Below are 14,664 nucleotides of genomic sequence, written 5' to 3'. Positions count from 1 at the left end.
ATGAATCTGGCCCTCCCGCTGGCCGGCCTCGCCCTGGGCCTGACGGCCTCGCCGCATTGCGTGCTGATGTGCAGCGCGCCCTGCGCCGCGCTCACCAGTGGCTGCCGCCGCAGCGGCGTGGGCTTCCATGCCGGCCGCCTGCTCGGCTATGCGCTGGCAGGTGGCGTGGCGGCGGGCAGCATGGCCGCGCTGGCACGCCTTGGCGCGGCGGCGCCGGCGCTGCGGCCGGTCTGGATGCTGGTGCAACTGGCGGTCTTCGCGCTGGGTCTGTGGTGGCTGGCCACCGGACGGCAGCCACGCCTGCAGGGCAGCGCCGGCGCCGTGCCGTTGCGCTTCTTTCCCCGCGTGCGGCCGCCGCTGCGGGCGAGTCTGGCGGGCCTGCTGTGGACGCTGCTGCCCTGCGCGGCGATGCAAGGTGCGCTGCTGCTGGCGGCTCTGGCCGGCAGTGTCGGCATGGGCATGGCGGTGATGGCGCTGTTCGCGCTGGGCTCGATGCCGGCGCTGGCCTTCGCGCCCTGGGTCTGGTCGCGCTGGCAGCGGAGACTTGGCAGCGCAGCCCTGAATGCGCTGAGCCTGCGCCTGGCGGGCGGTGGGCTGATGCTGATGTCCGGCTGGGCGTTGACGCAAGGCCTCTGGCTGCGCGTGGCAGCCTGGTGCGCCGCCTGATCAGGCCGCCGCGGGCTCGTCCTGGCCGCGCACCAGCAGCACGGGCGTGTCGGCCAGCCGCAGCACCTGCTCGGCATCGCTGCCCAGCAGCAGGCGGCTGATGCCGCGCCGGCCGTGCGTGCCGATCACGATCAGCTCCGCCGGCCAGGCGCGGGCCTCGTTGTTCACGAACTCGGCCAGGCGCACGCCTTGCGTCTCCAGCAGCTTGGTCTCCACCGCCAGCCCGGCGGCCTCGACCTGGGCGCGTGCCTGGGCCAGCACCCGCTCGCCTTCTTCCCGCATCAGCGGCAGCACTTCGGCATACAGGCCCGGCGCGTAGAGCAGTTGCTCGACGAGGTGCAGCAGCTTCAGGCGCGCGCCGCTGAGCTTGCCGATCTTGATGGCTTCCTCCAGGCCGCGGGCCGAGGTGCCGCTGCCGTCGACGGGAACAAGGATGCGTTGGTACATGGCGTGACTCCGTTTGGGTTTGCCAAGCCAGTGTGCGGCGCCTGAGGCGGCGCCGTTTTGACGAGCATCAAGACATGCGGGAGATCAGGCCCGCAGGATCTGCAGCGCCTCGGTGACGGCCGCGGCCTGGCCGTTCAGCGAGGCGGCGGACGAGGAGAGCTGTTCGACCAGCGCGGCGTTCTGCTGCGTCAGCCCGTCGAGCTCGGCCACCGCCGTGTTGACCTCCGAGATGCCCGTGGCCTGCTCGCGCGAGGCGTCGCTGATGCGGGCCACCAGTTCGGTGACGCTGCGGATCGCCGCCACCGTCTGCTTCACCGTGCGGCTGGTATCCTCGGCCAGTTGCCGGCCGCCTTCCACCTGCTCGGCCGATTCGGCGACCAGTTGCTTGATCTCGCGCGCCGCCGCGCTGGTGCGGGCGGCCAGCATGCGCACCTCGCCGGCCACGACTGCGAAGCCGCGGCCATGCTCGCCCGCGCGTGCGGCCTCCACCGCGGCGTTCAGCGCCAGCAGATTGGTCTGGAAGGAGATGCCGTCGATCACCTGCACGATCTCGCCGATGCGGGAGGACGCGCGCTTGATCTCCTGCATGCGCTCGGCCACCGCGTCGACCGAACGGCCGCCGGCCTCGGCCACCGTGCTGGCCTGCGCGGCCATCGCGTTGGCGGACTGCGCGGCCTCGGCGTTGCCGCGGATCGTGCCGGTGATCTGCTCCAGCGAGGCCGCGGCCTGCTGCAGATTGCTCGCCTGCGTCTCGGTGCGGGCGCTGAGGTCCAGGCTGCCGTCGGAGATCTCGCGCGAAGCGCTGCTGATGCCGTCGACCTGCTGGCGCACGTCGCCGACCATGGCCTGCAGGTTCACGTTGAGCTGGTTCAGGCCGCGGTTGACCTGGCCGATCTCGTCGTCGGCCGAGGCGCTCAGGTTCTGCTGCAGGTCGCCGGCCGCCATGCGGTTGGCGGCCTGGATGACCGAGCGCAGCGGTGCCACCGCGCGGCCATGCAGCCCCCAGCCGGCCAGCAGCGACATCGCCAGCACCAGCGCGAGGCCGCCGGCGTTGGGCAGCGCGGCCACGATGGCCACCGCCAGCAGCGGCAGCGCCGCGCAGACGAGGGCGAAGCGGGTCTTCAGCACCCAGTCCAGCGCGGAATTCAGGCGCCCGGCGAGCGTGAGCCGCTGCAGTTGCCCATGGCGCAATGCGGTGTGCACGCGGCCGGCCTCGGCCTCGGCGCGCATGCCGGCATAGAGCATCTCGGCGGATTCGACCTGCGCGCGGGTGGGGCGGGTGCGGACCGACATGTAGCCGGCCACCCGGCCGTTCTCCAGCACCGGCGTCACGTTCGCCACCACCCAGTAGTGGTCGCCGTTCTTGCGACGGTTCTTGACCAGCGCACTCCAGGGCTCGCCGGCCTGGATCGTCGCCCACATGTCGCGGAAGGCCTCGCGCGGCATGTCGGGGTGGCGGATCATGTTGTGCGGCTGGCCCAGCAACTCCTCGCGGGTGTAGCCGCTGACCTCGATGAAGGCCGGGTTGCAGTAGGTGATGTAGCTCTTGAGGTCGGTCGTCGAGACCAAGGGCGAGCCTTCGGGAACAAGGTATTCGCGGCCGGTCACTTCTCGCGCGGGGCGGTGGCTTTGCATGGGGTCTCCCTTCAGTCCAGGATCGATGAAGGAATGCTAGGAAGCTCCGGGTAATCCCGTGACAACCGGGTGAGTGGAACGGTGACGTTAGGTATGGGCTGTGTAAATGCTCGGTAACGGCCCAGGCTTTGATCTGCCGCAATACGCGCCTCGCGCCGCCGGGGTGGAATGGCCGCATGACGAATGAGACACGGCGTGCCGCCGAACCGGGGGCGATGCCCCACCGCAAGGAGATCCGTTCCTGGCTGATCCCGATTGCCCAGCACAACACAGCCACGGCGCTGCGCCTGGTGCTGCTGGATCTGCTGCTGTTCGCCGGGGTGATGGCCTTCACCGTCCTCAGCCGGACGCCGGCGCTGCAACTGGTGGGCGCGCTGCTGGCCGGCTTCATGATCGCCCGGCTCTTCGTCATCGGCCATGACGCCTGCCACCAGAGCCTCACCCGGCACCGGCGGCTGAACCGCTGGATCGGCCGGCTGGTCTTCCTGCCCTCGCTGACGCCCTACAGCCTGTGGGAGACGGGGCACAACGTGGTCCACCACGGCTACACCAACCTGCGCGGCGTGGACTTCGTCTGGCAGCCGTTGACCTTGGAGGAGTTCCGCGCGCTGCCGCCGCATCGCCGGCTGCTGGAGAGCGTCTATCGCAGCGGCTGGGCGCCGTGGCTCTACTACGTCGTGGAGATCTGGTGGAAGCGCATGCTCTTTCCCAACCGGCGCTACATGCCGACGCGGCGGCGGATCTTCACCCTCGACTGCCTGCTGGTGAGCGCCTTCGCCGCTGCCTGGATCGGTGGTCTGCTGGCCCTGGCCATCCACGACGGACGCTCGGCCGCATGGCTGCTCACCGTCGGCTTCGCCTTGCCCTTCCTCGTGTGGAACGGCTTCATGGGCTTCGTCGTCTACGTGCACCACACCCATCCCGAGGTGGCCTGGCATGAGGACAAGCGCCGCTGGTCCGCGGCCCAGCCTTTCGTCTCCACCACCGTGCACCTGACCTTCCGCTACGGCATGGGCGCGGCACTGCACCACATCATGGAGCACACGGCGCACCACGTGGACATGAGCGTGCCGCTGTACCTGCTGAGGGCCGCGCAGCGGCTGCTGGAGGAGCGGCTACGCGGCCATATCGTCGTGCAGCCGTTCTCGTGGCGCTGGTATGCCGACACGGCGCGGCGCTGCAAGCTCTACGACTTCAGGCGCGGCTGTTGGACCGATTTCCGTGGGCGCGCCACCAGTGGTCCGGCAGGTGAGCTGTTAACCTAACGGCAAACCTCAACGGGGCCAACTTTTCCGTGTCGCGCGTGTCGCGCCACGGCGGCCCGATTGCCTGTGAATCCGAGCCTGCATATCGCCGTCGTCGACGATGAAGTCGACATCACCCAGTTGCTCGGCAACTACCTGAGCGCCCAGGGTTACCGGGTCACTCAGTTGCACAGCGGGCAGGCCCTGGCCGAGCTGATGCCGCGCGACCCGCCGGCCCTGGTGCTGCTGGACCTGGGCCTGCCCGGCGAAGACGGTTTCGCCGTGGCGCGACAGTTGCGCGAGCACTGGCGCTGCGGGCTGGTGATCGTCACCGGCCGCGGCGACGCGGTGGACAAGGTGGTGGGGCTCGAGGTGGGGGCCGACGACTACGTGACGAAACCCTTCGACCTGCGCGAGCTGCTGGCAAGGATCAAGGCGGTGCTGCGGCGGCTGGTGCCGGCCGCAGTACCGGCCACCGCCGCCGCTGCGCCCACGCCACCCGCTGCGCCGAACCGCGAGCGCCTGGGCTTCGAAGGCTGGCAGCTTGACCTGGCCGCGCGCCGCCTGACCGACCCGCAGGGCCGCGAGGTGTCGCTGACGACGGGCGAGTTCGACCTGCTCAGCGCCTTCCTGCACCACCCGGGCCGCGTGCTGTCGCGCGACACCTTGCTGGAGCAGACCCGCGGCCGCGAGGCCGGGCCCTTCGACCGCACGATCGACGTGCAGGTGGGCCGCCTGCGCAAGAAGCTGGAGCAGGATGCGGAGAACCCGCAGATCATCAAGTCGGTGCGCGGCGCCGGCTATATCTTTATCCCGCCCGTCACTACCGGCCAGCGCTGATATGCCCCACAGCGCGCCGCCAACGCTGCCCGCCGGCATCGACGAGAGCACGGTCTTCCGCTCGCTGTTCTCGGCCTACCCGGATGCGCTGCTGCTGGTCGACAGCCGCGGTCTGATCGTGCTGGCGAACCCGGCCGCCACCACGTTGCTGGGCTACGAGGGGGATGAGTTGACCGGCACCAGCGTCGATGCACTGGTGCCCGATTCGATCCGCCCGCGCCACGCCGCCTACCGCGAGGCCTATGGCCACGCGCCGCGCACCCGGCCGATGGGCACGCAGATGGACCTGGTGGCCAAGCGGCGCGACGGCTCAGAGGTGATGGTGGAGATCGCGCTGAGTCCGTTGCAGGACCAGGGCCTGCCTTTCGTGGTGGCGGCGATCCGCGACATCGGCTCCTATCCGCGGGTCAAGCAGGCGCTGCAGCGCGCCCGCTATGCCGAGCACCTGGCCCAGTTGGGCCGCCTGGCGGTGGACGCGCGCGACCCGCAGGAGCTGCTGCAGCAGGTGCCCGTGATCGCGGCCGAGGCGCTGCAGGTGGAGGTGGCCCAGGTCTTCCTGCTGGACAAGGAACAGCAGGCCTTCCGCGTGGCCAGCGGCGTGGGCCTGTTCGAGGGCGAGCGGCTGGGCGACCCGGTGCCCAACCGGCCGGACACGCCGCCGGGCTTCGTGCTGGCACAGGGCCGCCCGGTGGTGGTGGAGGACTACGCCCGCGAGCAGCGCTTCGGCGTGCCGCCGGCCTATCTGCGCGCCGGCCTGGTCAGTGCGCTGGCCGTGCCGCTGACCGACCGGGGCCGCGTCGTCGGCATGCTGACGGCGCGCTCGCGGCAGGCCCATCGCTTCGGCAGCGACGAGCAGCGCTTCATGGAATCGCTGGCGAGCCTGCTGGGCACCAGCCTGCAGCGCGCGCAGACCGAGGAGGCGCTGAACCACGCGCAGCGGCTGGAGAGCGTGGGGCAGCTCACCGGCGGCATCGCCCACGATTTCAACAACCTGCTGACGGTGATCCAGGGCAATCTGCAGGTGCTGGAGGAACTGCCCACCCTGGCCCGCGACGAGACCGCGCAGCAGATGGTGGCCGCCGCAGCGCGGGCCTCGCGGCGCGGCGCGGAGCTGACCGGCAAGCTGCTGGCCTTCTCGCGCCGGCAGGTGCTGCAGCCCAGCGCCGTGGACCTGCGGGCGCTGCTCGATTCGCTGTCCGACATGCTGCACCGCACGTTGGACCAGCGCATCCAGATCCAGGTCGATGTGGACGCGGGTGGCACCGCCGTGCAGGCCGACCCGGGCCAGCTGGAGGCGGCGCTGCTGAACATCGCCATCAATGCGCGCGACGCGATGCCGGACGGCGGCGTGCTGCGCTTCGCCACCGCGCCAGTGGACGCGGCCGAGCATGCGGCGCTGGAACTGGGGCCCGCTGCGGGTCCGGGGCCGCGCTTCGTCGCCATCGCCGTGTCGGACACCGGCACCGGCATGCCCGACGCGGTGAAGGAGCGGGCCTTCGAGCCCTTCTTCACCACCAAGCAGGCCGGCCGCGGCACGGGCCTGGGGCTCAGCACGGTCTACGGTTTCGCCAAGCAGTCCAGCGGCGCCGTCAGCATCGACAGCGCGCCGGGGGAGGGCACGACGATCCGGCTCTACCTGCCCGTGCCGCGCCATGAGCCGCAGGCGGGCGAGGAGGGCGCGGCGCCGGTGGAGGGTGTGCCCCGCGGCTTGAAGGTGCTGCTGGTGGAGGACGATGGCCCGGTGCGCGAGGTGGCCACGCAGTTCCTGAAGATGCTGGGCTGCCGCGTCACTGCCAGCGCCAGTGCCGAAGAGGCGTTGATGCACCTGAGTCCGGAGGCCGACTTCGAGCTGCTGCTGTCGGACATCGCGCTCGGCCCCGGCCTGCGCGGCACCGAGCTGGCCCGCTTGGCGCAGGAGCGGCTGCCGCGCCTGCATGTGCTGCTGATGTCGGGCTTCTCGTCCGAGCTGCTGGACGCCGATCGCGAATCGCCGGCCTCCTGGGAACTGCTGCCCAAGCCCTACTCGCGCGAGCAACTGGCCGGCGCCATCGCCCGCGTGCTGGCGGCCTGAAGAAGGTGCGTCAGACGGACACCGGCGCGCCCAGGCAGCGCTGGATGAAGTCCTCCAGCCCGCCGACGTCGGGGATCGCGATGTCGCGGCGGCCCTTCTCGGTGAAGTGGATCAGCGCCGCACGTTCGAGCTTGGACAGCGCGCGGCTGACCGTCTCCAGCGTGATGCCCAGGTAGTTGCCGATCTCGGCGCGGGTCATGCGCAGCGTGATCTGGTCGGTGCGCAGCCCGCGCTCGGCCAGGGAGTCGGCCCAGTAGCGCAGGAAGTCGGCCACGCGGGCATCGGCGGGCAGGGTGCAGACGGACATCATCGAGTCGCGGTCGCGCATGATCTCGCCGCTCATCGCCTCGTGGATCACCGCCATCAGCGCCGGATGGGCGGCGCAGGCCTTCATCACGGAGTCGTAGCGCATGGCCCAGACCTCGCCCGTGTCCATCGCCACCGCGTCGCAGACGTAGTGGCCTTGCGAGATCGCCGCGAAGCCCAGCCAGTCGCCGCGGAACTTCAGGCCCACCACCTGCTCGCGCCCGTCGGCCGACTGGCTCAGCAGCTTGCAGATGCCGGAGTTGAGGATGTAGAGATGGCTGAATTTCTCGCCGGCCTGGTAGATCGTCTCGCCGGCATGGACCACGCGCCGCTGCGGCGCCAGCGTGGCGGCCAGCAGTTGCAGGGTTTCGGAGATGCGCTGCGACAGGCCGTCGTCGAAGCGGAAGGGGTGGGTGGTGGTCGCCATCTGGACTCCCGGGAATGGATCGTTCGATGGATCGATCCTAGGCAGCGGCCGGCAACGTCCTGGCAATGGCGAGAGTCGCTCGGTAACAAGTCGGTAATGCTTGGTAAACACGACGTCAGGGCTTGCGCTTTGTCAATGGCGCGCGCGGGCCAGCAGCTAGTCTTTCGCCCCATGAATGCCAACGCCCTTGCGCGCGACATCCTCGCCGCCCAGCCCTTCACGCCGGACCAGGCGCAGGCCACGGTCGAGCAGGCGAAGACGCTGCAGGCCGCGGGAGTGGACCTGCGGGCCAGCCTGCTGCGCGGCCGCCGCCTGGGCCTGATGTGCGCGAGCGACCAGAGCGAGGACGCGCGGCTGTTCCGGCGCGCCGCTGGCGAGCTGGGCGCGCAGGTCTCGCACATCCCCGCCATCCTCGACGGCGACAGCAGCTTTCGCCTGGTCAACGCCACCGCCCAGTTGCTGGGCCAGCTCTACGACGCCGTCGAATGCCAGGGCATGGATCCCGCACTGGTCCACCGGTTGGGAACGGCCGCATCGATCCCGATTTATCCGGGCCTGGCCTGCAGCGGGCACCCGTCGGAGGCCTTGGCGCAGGCGCTGCCTGGCGATGCCGCGCCCGACGAGAAAAGGGCGTGGGTGATCCAGGCCTTGATGTTGCGGAGCATCGACTGAGCCCTGCCATCTGTTCGGGTGGCTGCCGGGTGGCATCAAAGCTGCTTGGTGGATGGTCAGACGGCTGGGAGCACCTGTCGATGCACGAAATTCGTGCATTGCGGTGTCGCCGCACGAACTACATCAGAGCTTTTCAGGAATGCTGAACTCAAGACAAGAAACATCGGCCCCCGTATTCGTGACCCCGGGTATGGGCTGGACTCGCTTCACCTACGCGCGAGCCGACATGGAACTGATGGGCACCATCCAGTCCGGCATGCAGGTGGGCGCGCTGGCGCGGCTGCCGTCCGGCGACTACGCGCAGGTCAATGGCGATTACATCGAGGTGCTGAACGCCGGCCATGTCGCGACGGCGCTCCGCCGGGCGGGCGTGTCTGAGCACGCTGGCGCCATCGGAGGGAACAAGGAATCCCTCGCGGCGCCGACCGTGACGATCAAGAAGCGCAGGCGCATCGCGCTGCCGACGGACTGACACGTTGTAGGCAATTCGCCTACAGCGCTTGCGTCGATTCGCGGCTTGCACCGCGGGTGCACCGGGGAACAATAGGTGCACCATGAGCGCAGCACCTCTCCGATCGAACGAGACGCAGAGCCTCGAGGCGCTGCGCGGCCTGGACGTCCTCGACAGCGGACCTGAAGCCGAATTCCAGGCTCTGGTGGCCGTGGCCTCAGCCGTCTGCGGCGTGCCGGTCTCGCTGATCAGCCTCATCGATGCGGAGCGGCAATGGTTCAAGGCCAATGTCGGGCTCCCGGGCGTCACCGAGACGCCGCGTGAATCGGCCTTCTGCGCCCATGCCGTTCTTGGTGATGATCTCTTCGAGGTGCCGGACGCCACGGTGGACGAGCGATTCGCCGACAACCCGCTGGTCACCGGCCAGCCCGACATCCGCTTCTACGCAGGCATGCCGGTCCTCGTGGACCAGGGCTTCCGCGTGGGCACCATCTGCGTCATCGACCGCCAGCCGCGGTGCCTCGACGCCATGCAGCGCGAGGTGCTCAAGCAACTGGCCGTGGCCGCGGGCCATGCCCTGGAGAGCCGGGCCGTCGCGCGGCGAACGCGGGACATCGCCAGGGAATTGGCGAACCGGGAGCAGGTGCTGCGGGAGACAGCGCGCACCCTGGGCGAGGCCCAGCGCCTGGGCCACATCGGCAGCTGGGAGTGGGACGTCGTCCACGACGTGACGGTCTGGTCGGAAGAGCTGTACCGCATTGCCGGCTTCGATCCGACCCAGCCTTTGCCCAGCCTGGACGAGCGCTTTGCGCTGTTCGCACCGGATGGCCAGCGCCGGCTGCGCCGGGCCATTGATGAGTGTCGCCGCACCGGCGGCTCCTACGTCATCGAGGCGGAGTTCTCCCGCGGAGACTCGGCGCAGCGCTGCTGGATGGAGACGCGGGGGACCGCCGTCCTGAACGAGGCCGGACAGGTGGTGGCCGTGCGTGGCACGGCCCAGGACATCACGTCGCGCAAGAAGGACGAGCAGGCCCTCAGGCGGAGCCAGCAGTTCCTGGAGCGGACGGGCGTGCTGGCCGGCGTGGGCGGATGGGAAGTGAACCTTGTCTCGGGCGAGGTCTTCTGGTCGTCCGCGGTCTGCCAGATCCACGGGGTCGAGCCCGGGCATCAGCCCACGCTGGAAGAGGCCATCGCTTACTATGAGCCGCGATCGCGGATCGTCGTCGAGGCCGCCGTGCAAGAGGCGATCAGGTCGGGCAAGGGCTTCGATCTGGAACTGGAGCTGGTCCGGTCCGACGGCGCACTGCGCGCGGTTCGAACGATCGGCTCCGTCGACAGGGTCGACGGAACGGCGGTCAGCCTGTTCGGTGCCTTCCAGGACGTCACCGAGCGCCAGCGCCTGGCCCGGGAGCTGGCGGAGCAGCACGAGCTGCTGCGCGTCACGCTGCAGTCCATCGGCGACGCGGTCATCACCACCGACGCTACCGGCCTGGTGACCTGGCTCAACCCCGTCGCCGAGTCCTTGACGGGCTGGCTGAACAGCGAGGCCTCAGGGCGCCCGGTGCGACAGGTCTTCAACATCATCCATGAGGAGACGCGCGAGCCGGCCCCCGATCCGGTCGCGGCCTGCCTCGTCGAGGAACAGGTGGTGGGCCTGGCGCATCGCTCCGTGCTCATCTCGCTGGAGGGGAGCGAGCGTGGCATCGAGGATTCGGCGGCGCCGATCTGGAGCGCCGGGGGCGAACTGGTCGGCGTGGTGCTGGTCTTCCGCGATGTGTCCGAGCAGCGGCGCCTGTCGCGCGAGATGACCTATCGCGCCACACATGACGCCCTGACCGGCCTCGTGAACCGTACGGAGTTCGAGACGCGCCTGCAGCGCACGCTGGACAGTGCGCACGAGGAGCACAGCGAGCATGTGCTGCTGTATATCGACCTCGACCAGTTCAAGCTGGTCAACGATGCCTGCGGACATGCCGTCGGGGACAAGCTGCTGCAGCAGGTCAGCCGGCTGCTGGAGGACGCGATCCGCTCCCGGGACACGCTCGCGCGCCTGGGTGGGGACGAGTTCGCCATCATCCTCGGGCACTGCACGGCGGCGCAGGCCCAGCGGGTGGCCCAGAGCATCTGCGATCGCATGGACGTCTTTCGCTTCCTGCACGATGACCGGCGCTTCCGCATCGGCACGAGCATCGGCCTGGTGCCGCTGGACAGCCGCTGGTCCAACACCGAAGAGATCAAGCAGGCGGCCGACGCCTCCTGCTATGCCGCCAAGGAAGCCGGACGGAACCGCTATCACGCCTGGTTCGACACGGACGCCGCGATGCGCGCCCGGCACGGCGAGATGGAATGGACCTCGCGCATCGAGCGGGCGCTGGACAACAACGAGTTCGTCCTCTATGCCCAGAAAATCCAATGCCTGCAGGAAGACTGTGCCGGGCTGCGCGCCGAGGTGTTGCTGCGGCTCAAGGATGTCGATGGCCGCCTGGTGCCACCCGGCGCCTTCCTGCCCGCGGCAGAGCGCTTCCACCTGGCCACCCGCATCGACAAGTGGGTGCTGCAGCGCGCCGTGTCGTGGCTGAAGGCGCTTCCGGCGTCGAGCGTGTTGGCGGGCCTGAGCGTCAACCTGTCGGGCCAGTCCGTCGGCGACCGTGCTTTCCACAACTGGGCCTTCGCCTTGCTGGATGAAGCCGGCCCGACGATCCGCTCGCAGCTCTGCCTCGAGATCACCGAGACCGCCGCGGTCACGAAGATGTCGGACGCAGCCTTGTTCGTCGAGCACCTGCGTGCCTCGGGCGTCCGGGTCGCGCTGGACGATTTCGGTGCCGGCGCCTCGTCCTTCGGCTACCTGAAGAACCTGCCGGTGGACTACCTGAAGATCGACGGACAGTTCGTCCGCGACCTCATCACCGATCCGCTGAACGAGGCCGCGGTGCGCTGCTTCGTCGACGTGGCCAAGGTGATGGGCCTGCAGACGGTCGCCGAGTTCGTGGACCACCCGGCCGTGATGGCGCGGCTGTCGGAGCTGGGCGTGGACTACGCCCAGGGTTTCCTGGTCCATCGGCCGGCGTCGATCGATGATCTGCTCGTGGCGATGGTCGAGCAGCAGCATTGAGCTCCGGGGTTACCGGTGTCAGGCCAGGTGCTTGGCAAAGAACGTGAACGTGCGGTCCCACGCCCTCTGCGCCCACACCGGGTCATAGTGCGTCTCCGCGATCCGACCTTCACCCACGGCCTGCTCGTTGCCGAACGCGTGGTGCGCGAGGTAGTGGTGGAAGTCGTGCTTCACGCCGGCGGCTTTCAGTTTCTCCGTCAGGCCGGCGATCTGGGCCGGCGGGAAGAACTGGTCCTGGTCGGCCCAGTGGCCCTGCAGCGGAATCGTGATCTTGCCGGCGTCGATGTACTCCAGCGGCGGGCAGCCGTACCAGGTGACGGCGGCGTCGAGTTCGGGCACGTTAGCGGCGGCCAGCAGCGTCAGCGCGCCGCCCATGCAGAAGCCGACGCAGCCGACCTTGGCAGAGCGGGTCTTCAGGAACTGGATCGCGCCGCGCACATCCTGGGTGGCTGCGGTGCCGAAGTCCAGGCCCGTCATCAGGTGGTGCGCTTCCTCCTTCTCCACCGTGCTCTTGCCGCGGTACAGGTCAGGCACCAACGCCAGGAAGCCGGCGTGGGCGAGGCGGTCGGCCACGCCGCGGATCTGGTCGTTCAGACCCCACCATTCCTGGATGACCACCACTGCTGGCGCGCCCTGCGGCTGCGCCGGCTCTGCGAGATAGCCCGGCAGTTCCTGGCCGTCAGGGCGCTTGAATTGGATCGTCGTTCCCATCGGGTTCTCCTTGTTTGTTCGTTGGCTGGTCCGTTCCAGTATCGTTGGGAGCACCCTGCCGCGCGACACTCAAGGCTTCCATCCCAAAGGGCCCTCATGAATTCGTCTGATTTCCAAGCCGGTGCCATCGTCTACGCGAAGGATCTCGATCGCCTAGCGCGCTTCTATGCAGAGGTCGCGAACCTCACGATCGTGCATCGCGTGGACGACCACGTGGTGCTGGAGTCGGACTGCTTCGAACTGGTGATCGTGGCGATCCCAGCCGCCATTGCGACGCGGATCGTCATCTCCTCGCCGCCGGAACGTCGCGAAGCCACTGCGATCAAGCTGGCGTTCCCGGTGCCCGACATTGCCGCGGCGCGAGCAGCGGCGGCTGCAGTGGGCGGCGTCGTAGATGCGGTCGCCAAGGAGTGGTCGTTTCAGGGCCTGCGCGTGTGCGACGGCATGGATTCGGAAGGCAACGTGATCCAACTGCGCGAGACGGGTCTGGTCTCGCAGGTTGCCCAGGGCGAGAAGAACTGAAGCGAACGTTGCGGTCGGGTGCTTTCCACCTGTTCCTCGTTCGACCGGTCCTGTGCCGATCCCGGTCATTCAGGTGCCGACCGGCTCAAGTTCCGACTGACTGGTCTGGAGACATCGTCCGAATCCCCAAAGACATCTCGGTCGCGTATCCTCTGGGGCCACGGCGCGCAGTAGCGAATGCCAAGTCCGGTTGCACGCATAGGGTGCAACGTATTGGCCGGAGATGGAGTCCATGAGGCTTTTCCTGAAGAACCAGCTGTTTCTCCTGGTCCTGTCTGTCGTAATCGGCGGTGACCTTCTGTTGTGGAGCCTGAAGGTGCCGGCAATCACGTGGGCGGATTACACCTATTCGGCCGTCCTCATCTTTCTGGTGGTGTTCGAGTTCGTGAAACCCCGCAATGCATCGTGGAACTACATCACCAAAGACGGTGTCAAGTTTCGTGAACTGTCGGCTGACGTAATCTTCCAGGTTGTAGAGGCGGCGGTGGTTTCGGCAGCGGTTTTCGCGATGTCCGTGTGGCTGGCTGATCACATACGGTCCTATTTCGGCTTGAAGCATCAGGTCGGCCTGCACTGGGCACTGCAATGCGTCGCCGCAGTGTTCATCATGGATTTCATCCGTTACTGGATCCATCGCTGGATGCACCAGGTTCCCCTGCTGTGGCGCATTCACTCCCTGCACCACATGCCCGAACGTCTGGGTGCCATGTCCACCGCCCGCGGCAATCCGCTCGACGATGTGATCATCTACTCGCCCGAGCTCATCGTGTTGTTCGTTCTGGGTTTCGACAAGGATGTCATGCTGGGGCTGTACTCCGTCGTCTGGATCATCCCCTTGATCACTCATTCGAACGTCGAATTTCCGGTGACCCGGCTCGCCAGCGTCTTCCAGCTGCCGACCTATCACTTGATCCACCATGCTTACAACGACGCCACGACTCCCACCCACAACTTTGCGGAGATCCTGACGTTCTGGGACCGGGTATTCGGTACCTTCAACGCAGGGCCGATCGGCTTGGACCACCGCACCGGCGTCGTCAGCGACAAACCCCGTGAGTGGCACCGTGAATTCTTTGGTTGGCTTTATCTGCCGATCAACCGGCTGTAGACACGAATAGGGAGACAGGTCGTGATAGCCGGCCCCGCCGAACGGTGGCGCACCTTGAATGAGATCCATGCCCAGCTCGTGACGCTCGGCTACGACGGCTCCCTTGGCCGCGTGCTCGGCGGCGGCATTGTTGTTGTCGGACGTTGTCGCAGAAGCAGCTCGGAAATTTGCCCCGCGGAAACTTGCGAGAGATCGCCCGCAGCCGCAACGTCTGGTGACCAAGCGGCGTATATGCCGGCTGATGCAACCGGGGTGAATGAAAGATCGGGGGCTGCTTTGCAGCGATTGCTGCCGGTCAGGCTGAACGTTCCGAAGGTCAGGTCTTGGCCAATGGACTAAACCGCTCTCGCGGTAGCTGCTCCGGCGGCATTGGTCCGAACTCGATCCGCCATTCCTGCCACCGTTGATCGGCGAGGCAATCCGCCTCGCTCTTCAACAGGAGCAGGATCATG

General features: G+C 68.2%; 13 protein-coding genes. 9 read left to right on the top strand and 4 right to left on the bottom strand.

Features of this window, described 5'->3' with window-relative positions:
- Positions 1-666, top strand: a complete 666-nt coding sequence (locus SNE35_RS22805; RefSeq protein ID WP_320425326.1) for a sulfite exporter TauE/SafE family protein — start codon at positions 1-3, stop codon at positions 664-666.
- On the opposite strand, the gene SNE35_RS22800 is transcribed toward SNE35_RS22805, so the two are convergent.
- Both SNE35_RS22800 and SNE35_RS22795 read right to left on the bottom strand, forming a co-directional pair.
- Entirely contained in the window at positions 667-1,113 is a 447-nt protein-coding gene (locus tag SNE35_RS22800) for a universal stress protein (protein WP_320425325.1), read from the bottom strand.
- 84 nt (positions 1,114-1,197) lie between these two features.
- On the bottom strand, positions 1,198-2,748 hold the full coding sequence (locus SNE35_RS22795; RefSeq protein WP_320425324.1) for a methyl-accepting chemotaxis protein: 1,551 nt from the start codon (positions 2,746-2,748) through the stop codon (positions 1,198-1,200).
- A gap of 176 nt (positions 2,749-2,924) precedes the next feature.
- Between SNE35_RS22795 and SNE35_RS22790 the strand changes: the two genes are divergently transcribed.
- The 3 genes from SNE35_RS22790 (at position 2,925) to SNE35_RS22780 (ending at position 6,903) form a co-directional block, all read left to right on the top strand.
- A complete protein-coding gene (locus SNE35_RS22790) occupies positions 2,925-4,013 on the top strand; it encodes a fatty acid desaturase (RefSeq protein WP_320425323.1) in 1,089 nt (362 codons plus the stop codon).
- 66 nt (positions 4,014-4,079) lie between these two features.
- A complete protein-coding gene (locus SNE35_RS22785) occupies positions 4,080-4,832 on the top strand; it encodes a response regulator transcription factor (RefSeq protein ID WP_320425322.1) in 753 nt (250 codons plus the stop codon).
- Between the two features lies 1 nt (position 4,833).
- A complete protein-coding gene (locus SNE35_RS22780) occupies positions 4,834-6,903 on the top strand; it encodes a PAS domain S-box protein (protein WP_320425321.1) in 2,070 nt (689 codons plus the stop codon).
- A gap of 10 nt (positions 6,904-6,913) precedes the next feature.
- On the opposite strand, the gene SNE35_RS22775 is transcribed toward SNE35_RS22780, so the two are convergent.
- Positions 6,914-7,636 carry a Crp/Fnr family transcriptional regulator gene (locus tag SNE35_RS22775; RefSeq protein WP_320425320.1) on the bottom strand — a complete coding sequence of 241 codons (723 nt, stop codon included), beginning with the start codon at positions 7,634-7,636 and terminating at the stop codon, positions 6,914-6,916.
- Between the two features lie 171 nt (positions 7,637-7,807).
- Here SNE35_RS22775 and SNE35_RS22770 point away from each other — a divergent pair, with 171 nt between their 5' ends.
- The 3 genes from SNE35_RS22770 (at position 7,808) to SNE35_RS22760 (ending at position 11,871) form a co-directional block, all read left to right on the top strand.
- Complete coding sequence (locus SNE35_RS22770; protein ID WP_320425319.1) at positions 7,808-8,308, top strand: Rossmann-fold NAD(P)-binding domain-containing protein; 501 nt, start codon at positions 7,808-7,810, stop codon at positions 8,306-8,308.
- A gap of 226 nt (positions 8,309-8,534) precedes the next feature.
- Positions 8,535-8,780: a hypothetical protein gene (locus SNE35_RS22765; protein WP_320425318.1), complete on the top strand. Its 246-nt coding sequence runs from the start codon at positions 8,535-8,537 to the stop codon at positions 8,778-8,780.
- Positions 8,781-8,862: 82 nt separating this feature from the next.
- Positions 8,863-11,871 carry an EAL domain-containing protein gene (locus SNE35_RS22760; protein ID WP_320425317.1) on the top strand — a complete coding sequence of 1,003 codons (3,009 nt, stop codon included), beginning with the start codon at positions 8,863-8,865 and terminating at the stop codon, positions 11,869-11,871.
- Between the two features lie 18 nt (positions 11,872-11,889).
- On the opposite strand, the gene SNE35_RS22755 is transcribed toward SNE35_RS22760, so the two are convergent.
- The gene (locus SNE35_RS22755; RefSeq protein WP_320425316.1) at positions 11,890-12,582 is read right to left on the bottom strand and encodes a dienelactone hydrolase family protein; all 693 of its coding nucleotides are present in this window, start codon (positions 12,580-12,582) and stop codon (positions 11,890-11,892) included.
- A gap of 96 nt (positions 12,583-12,678) precedes the next feature.
- Here SNE35_RS22755 and SNE35_RS22750 point away from each other — a divergent pair, with 96 nt between their 5' ends.
- Together SNE35_RS22750 and SNE35_RS22745 are read left to right on the top strand one after the other, a co-directional pair.
- Positions 12,679-13,104: a VOC family protein gene (locus SNE35_RS22750; RefSeq protein ID WP_320425315.1), complete on the top strand. Its 426-nt coding sequence runs from the start codon at positions 12,679-12,681 to the stop codon at positions 13,102-13,104.
- A gap of 232 nt (positions 13,105-13,336) precedes the next feature.
- Complete coding sequence (locus tag SNE35_RS22745; RefSeq protein ID WP_320425314.1) at positions 13,337-14,212, top strand: sterol desaturase family protein; 876 nt, start codon at positions 13,337-13,339, stop codon at positions 14,210-14,212.
- The last annotated feature ends 452 nt before the right edge of the window (positions 14,213-14,664 follow it).

The sequence above is a fragment of the Roseateles agri genome, assembly GCF_034043675.1.
Classification (GTDB): domain Bacteria; phylum Pseudomonadota; class Gammaproteobacteria; order Burkholderiales; family Burkholderiaceae_C; genus KK5.
Note: the sequence above shows the minus strand (reverse complement) of the source record. Positions and strands in the feature narration are given on the sequence as shown.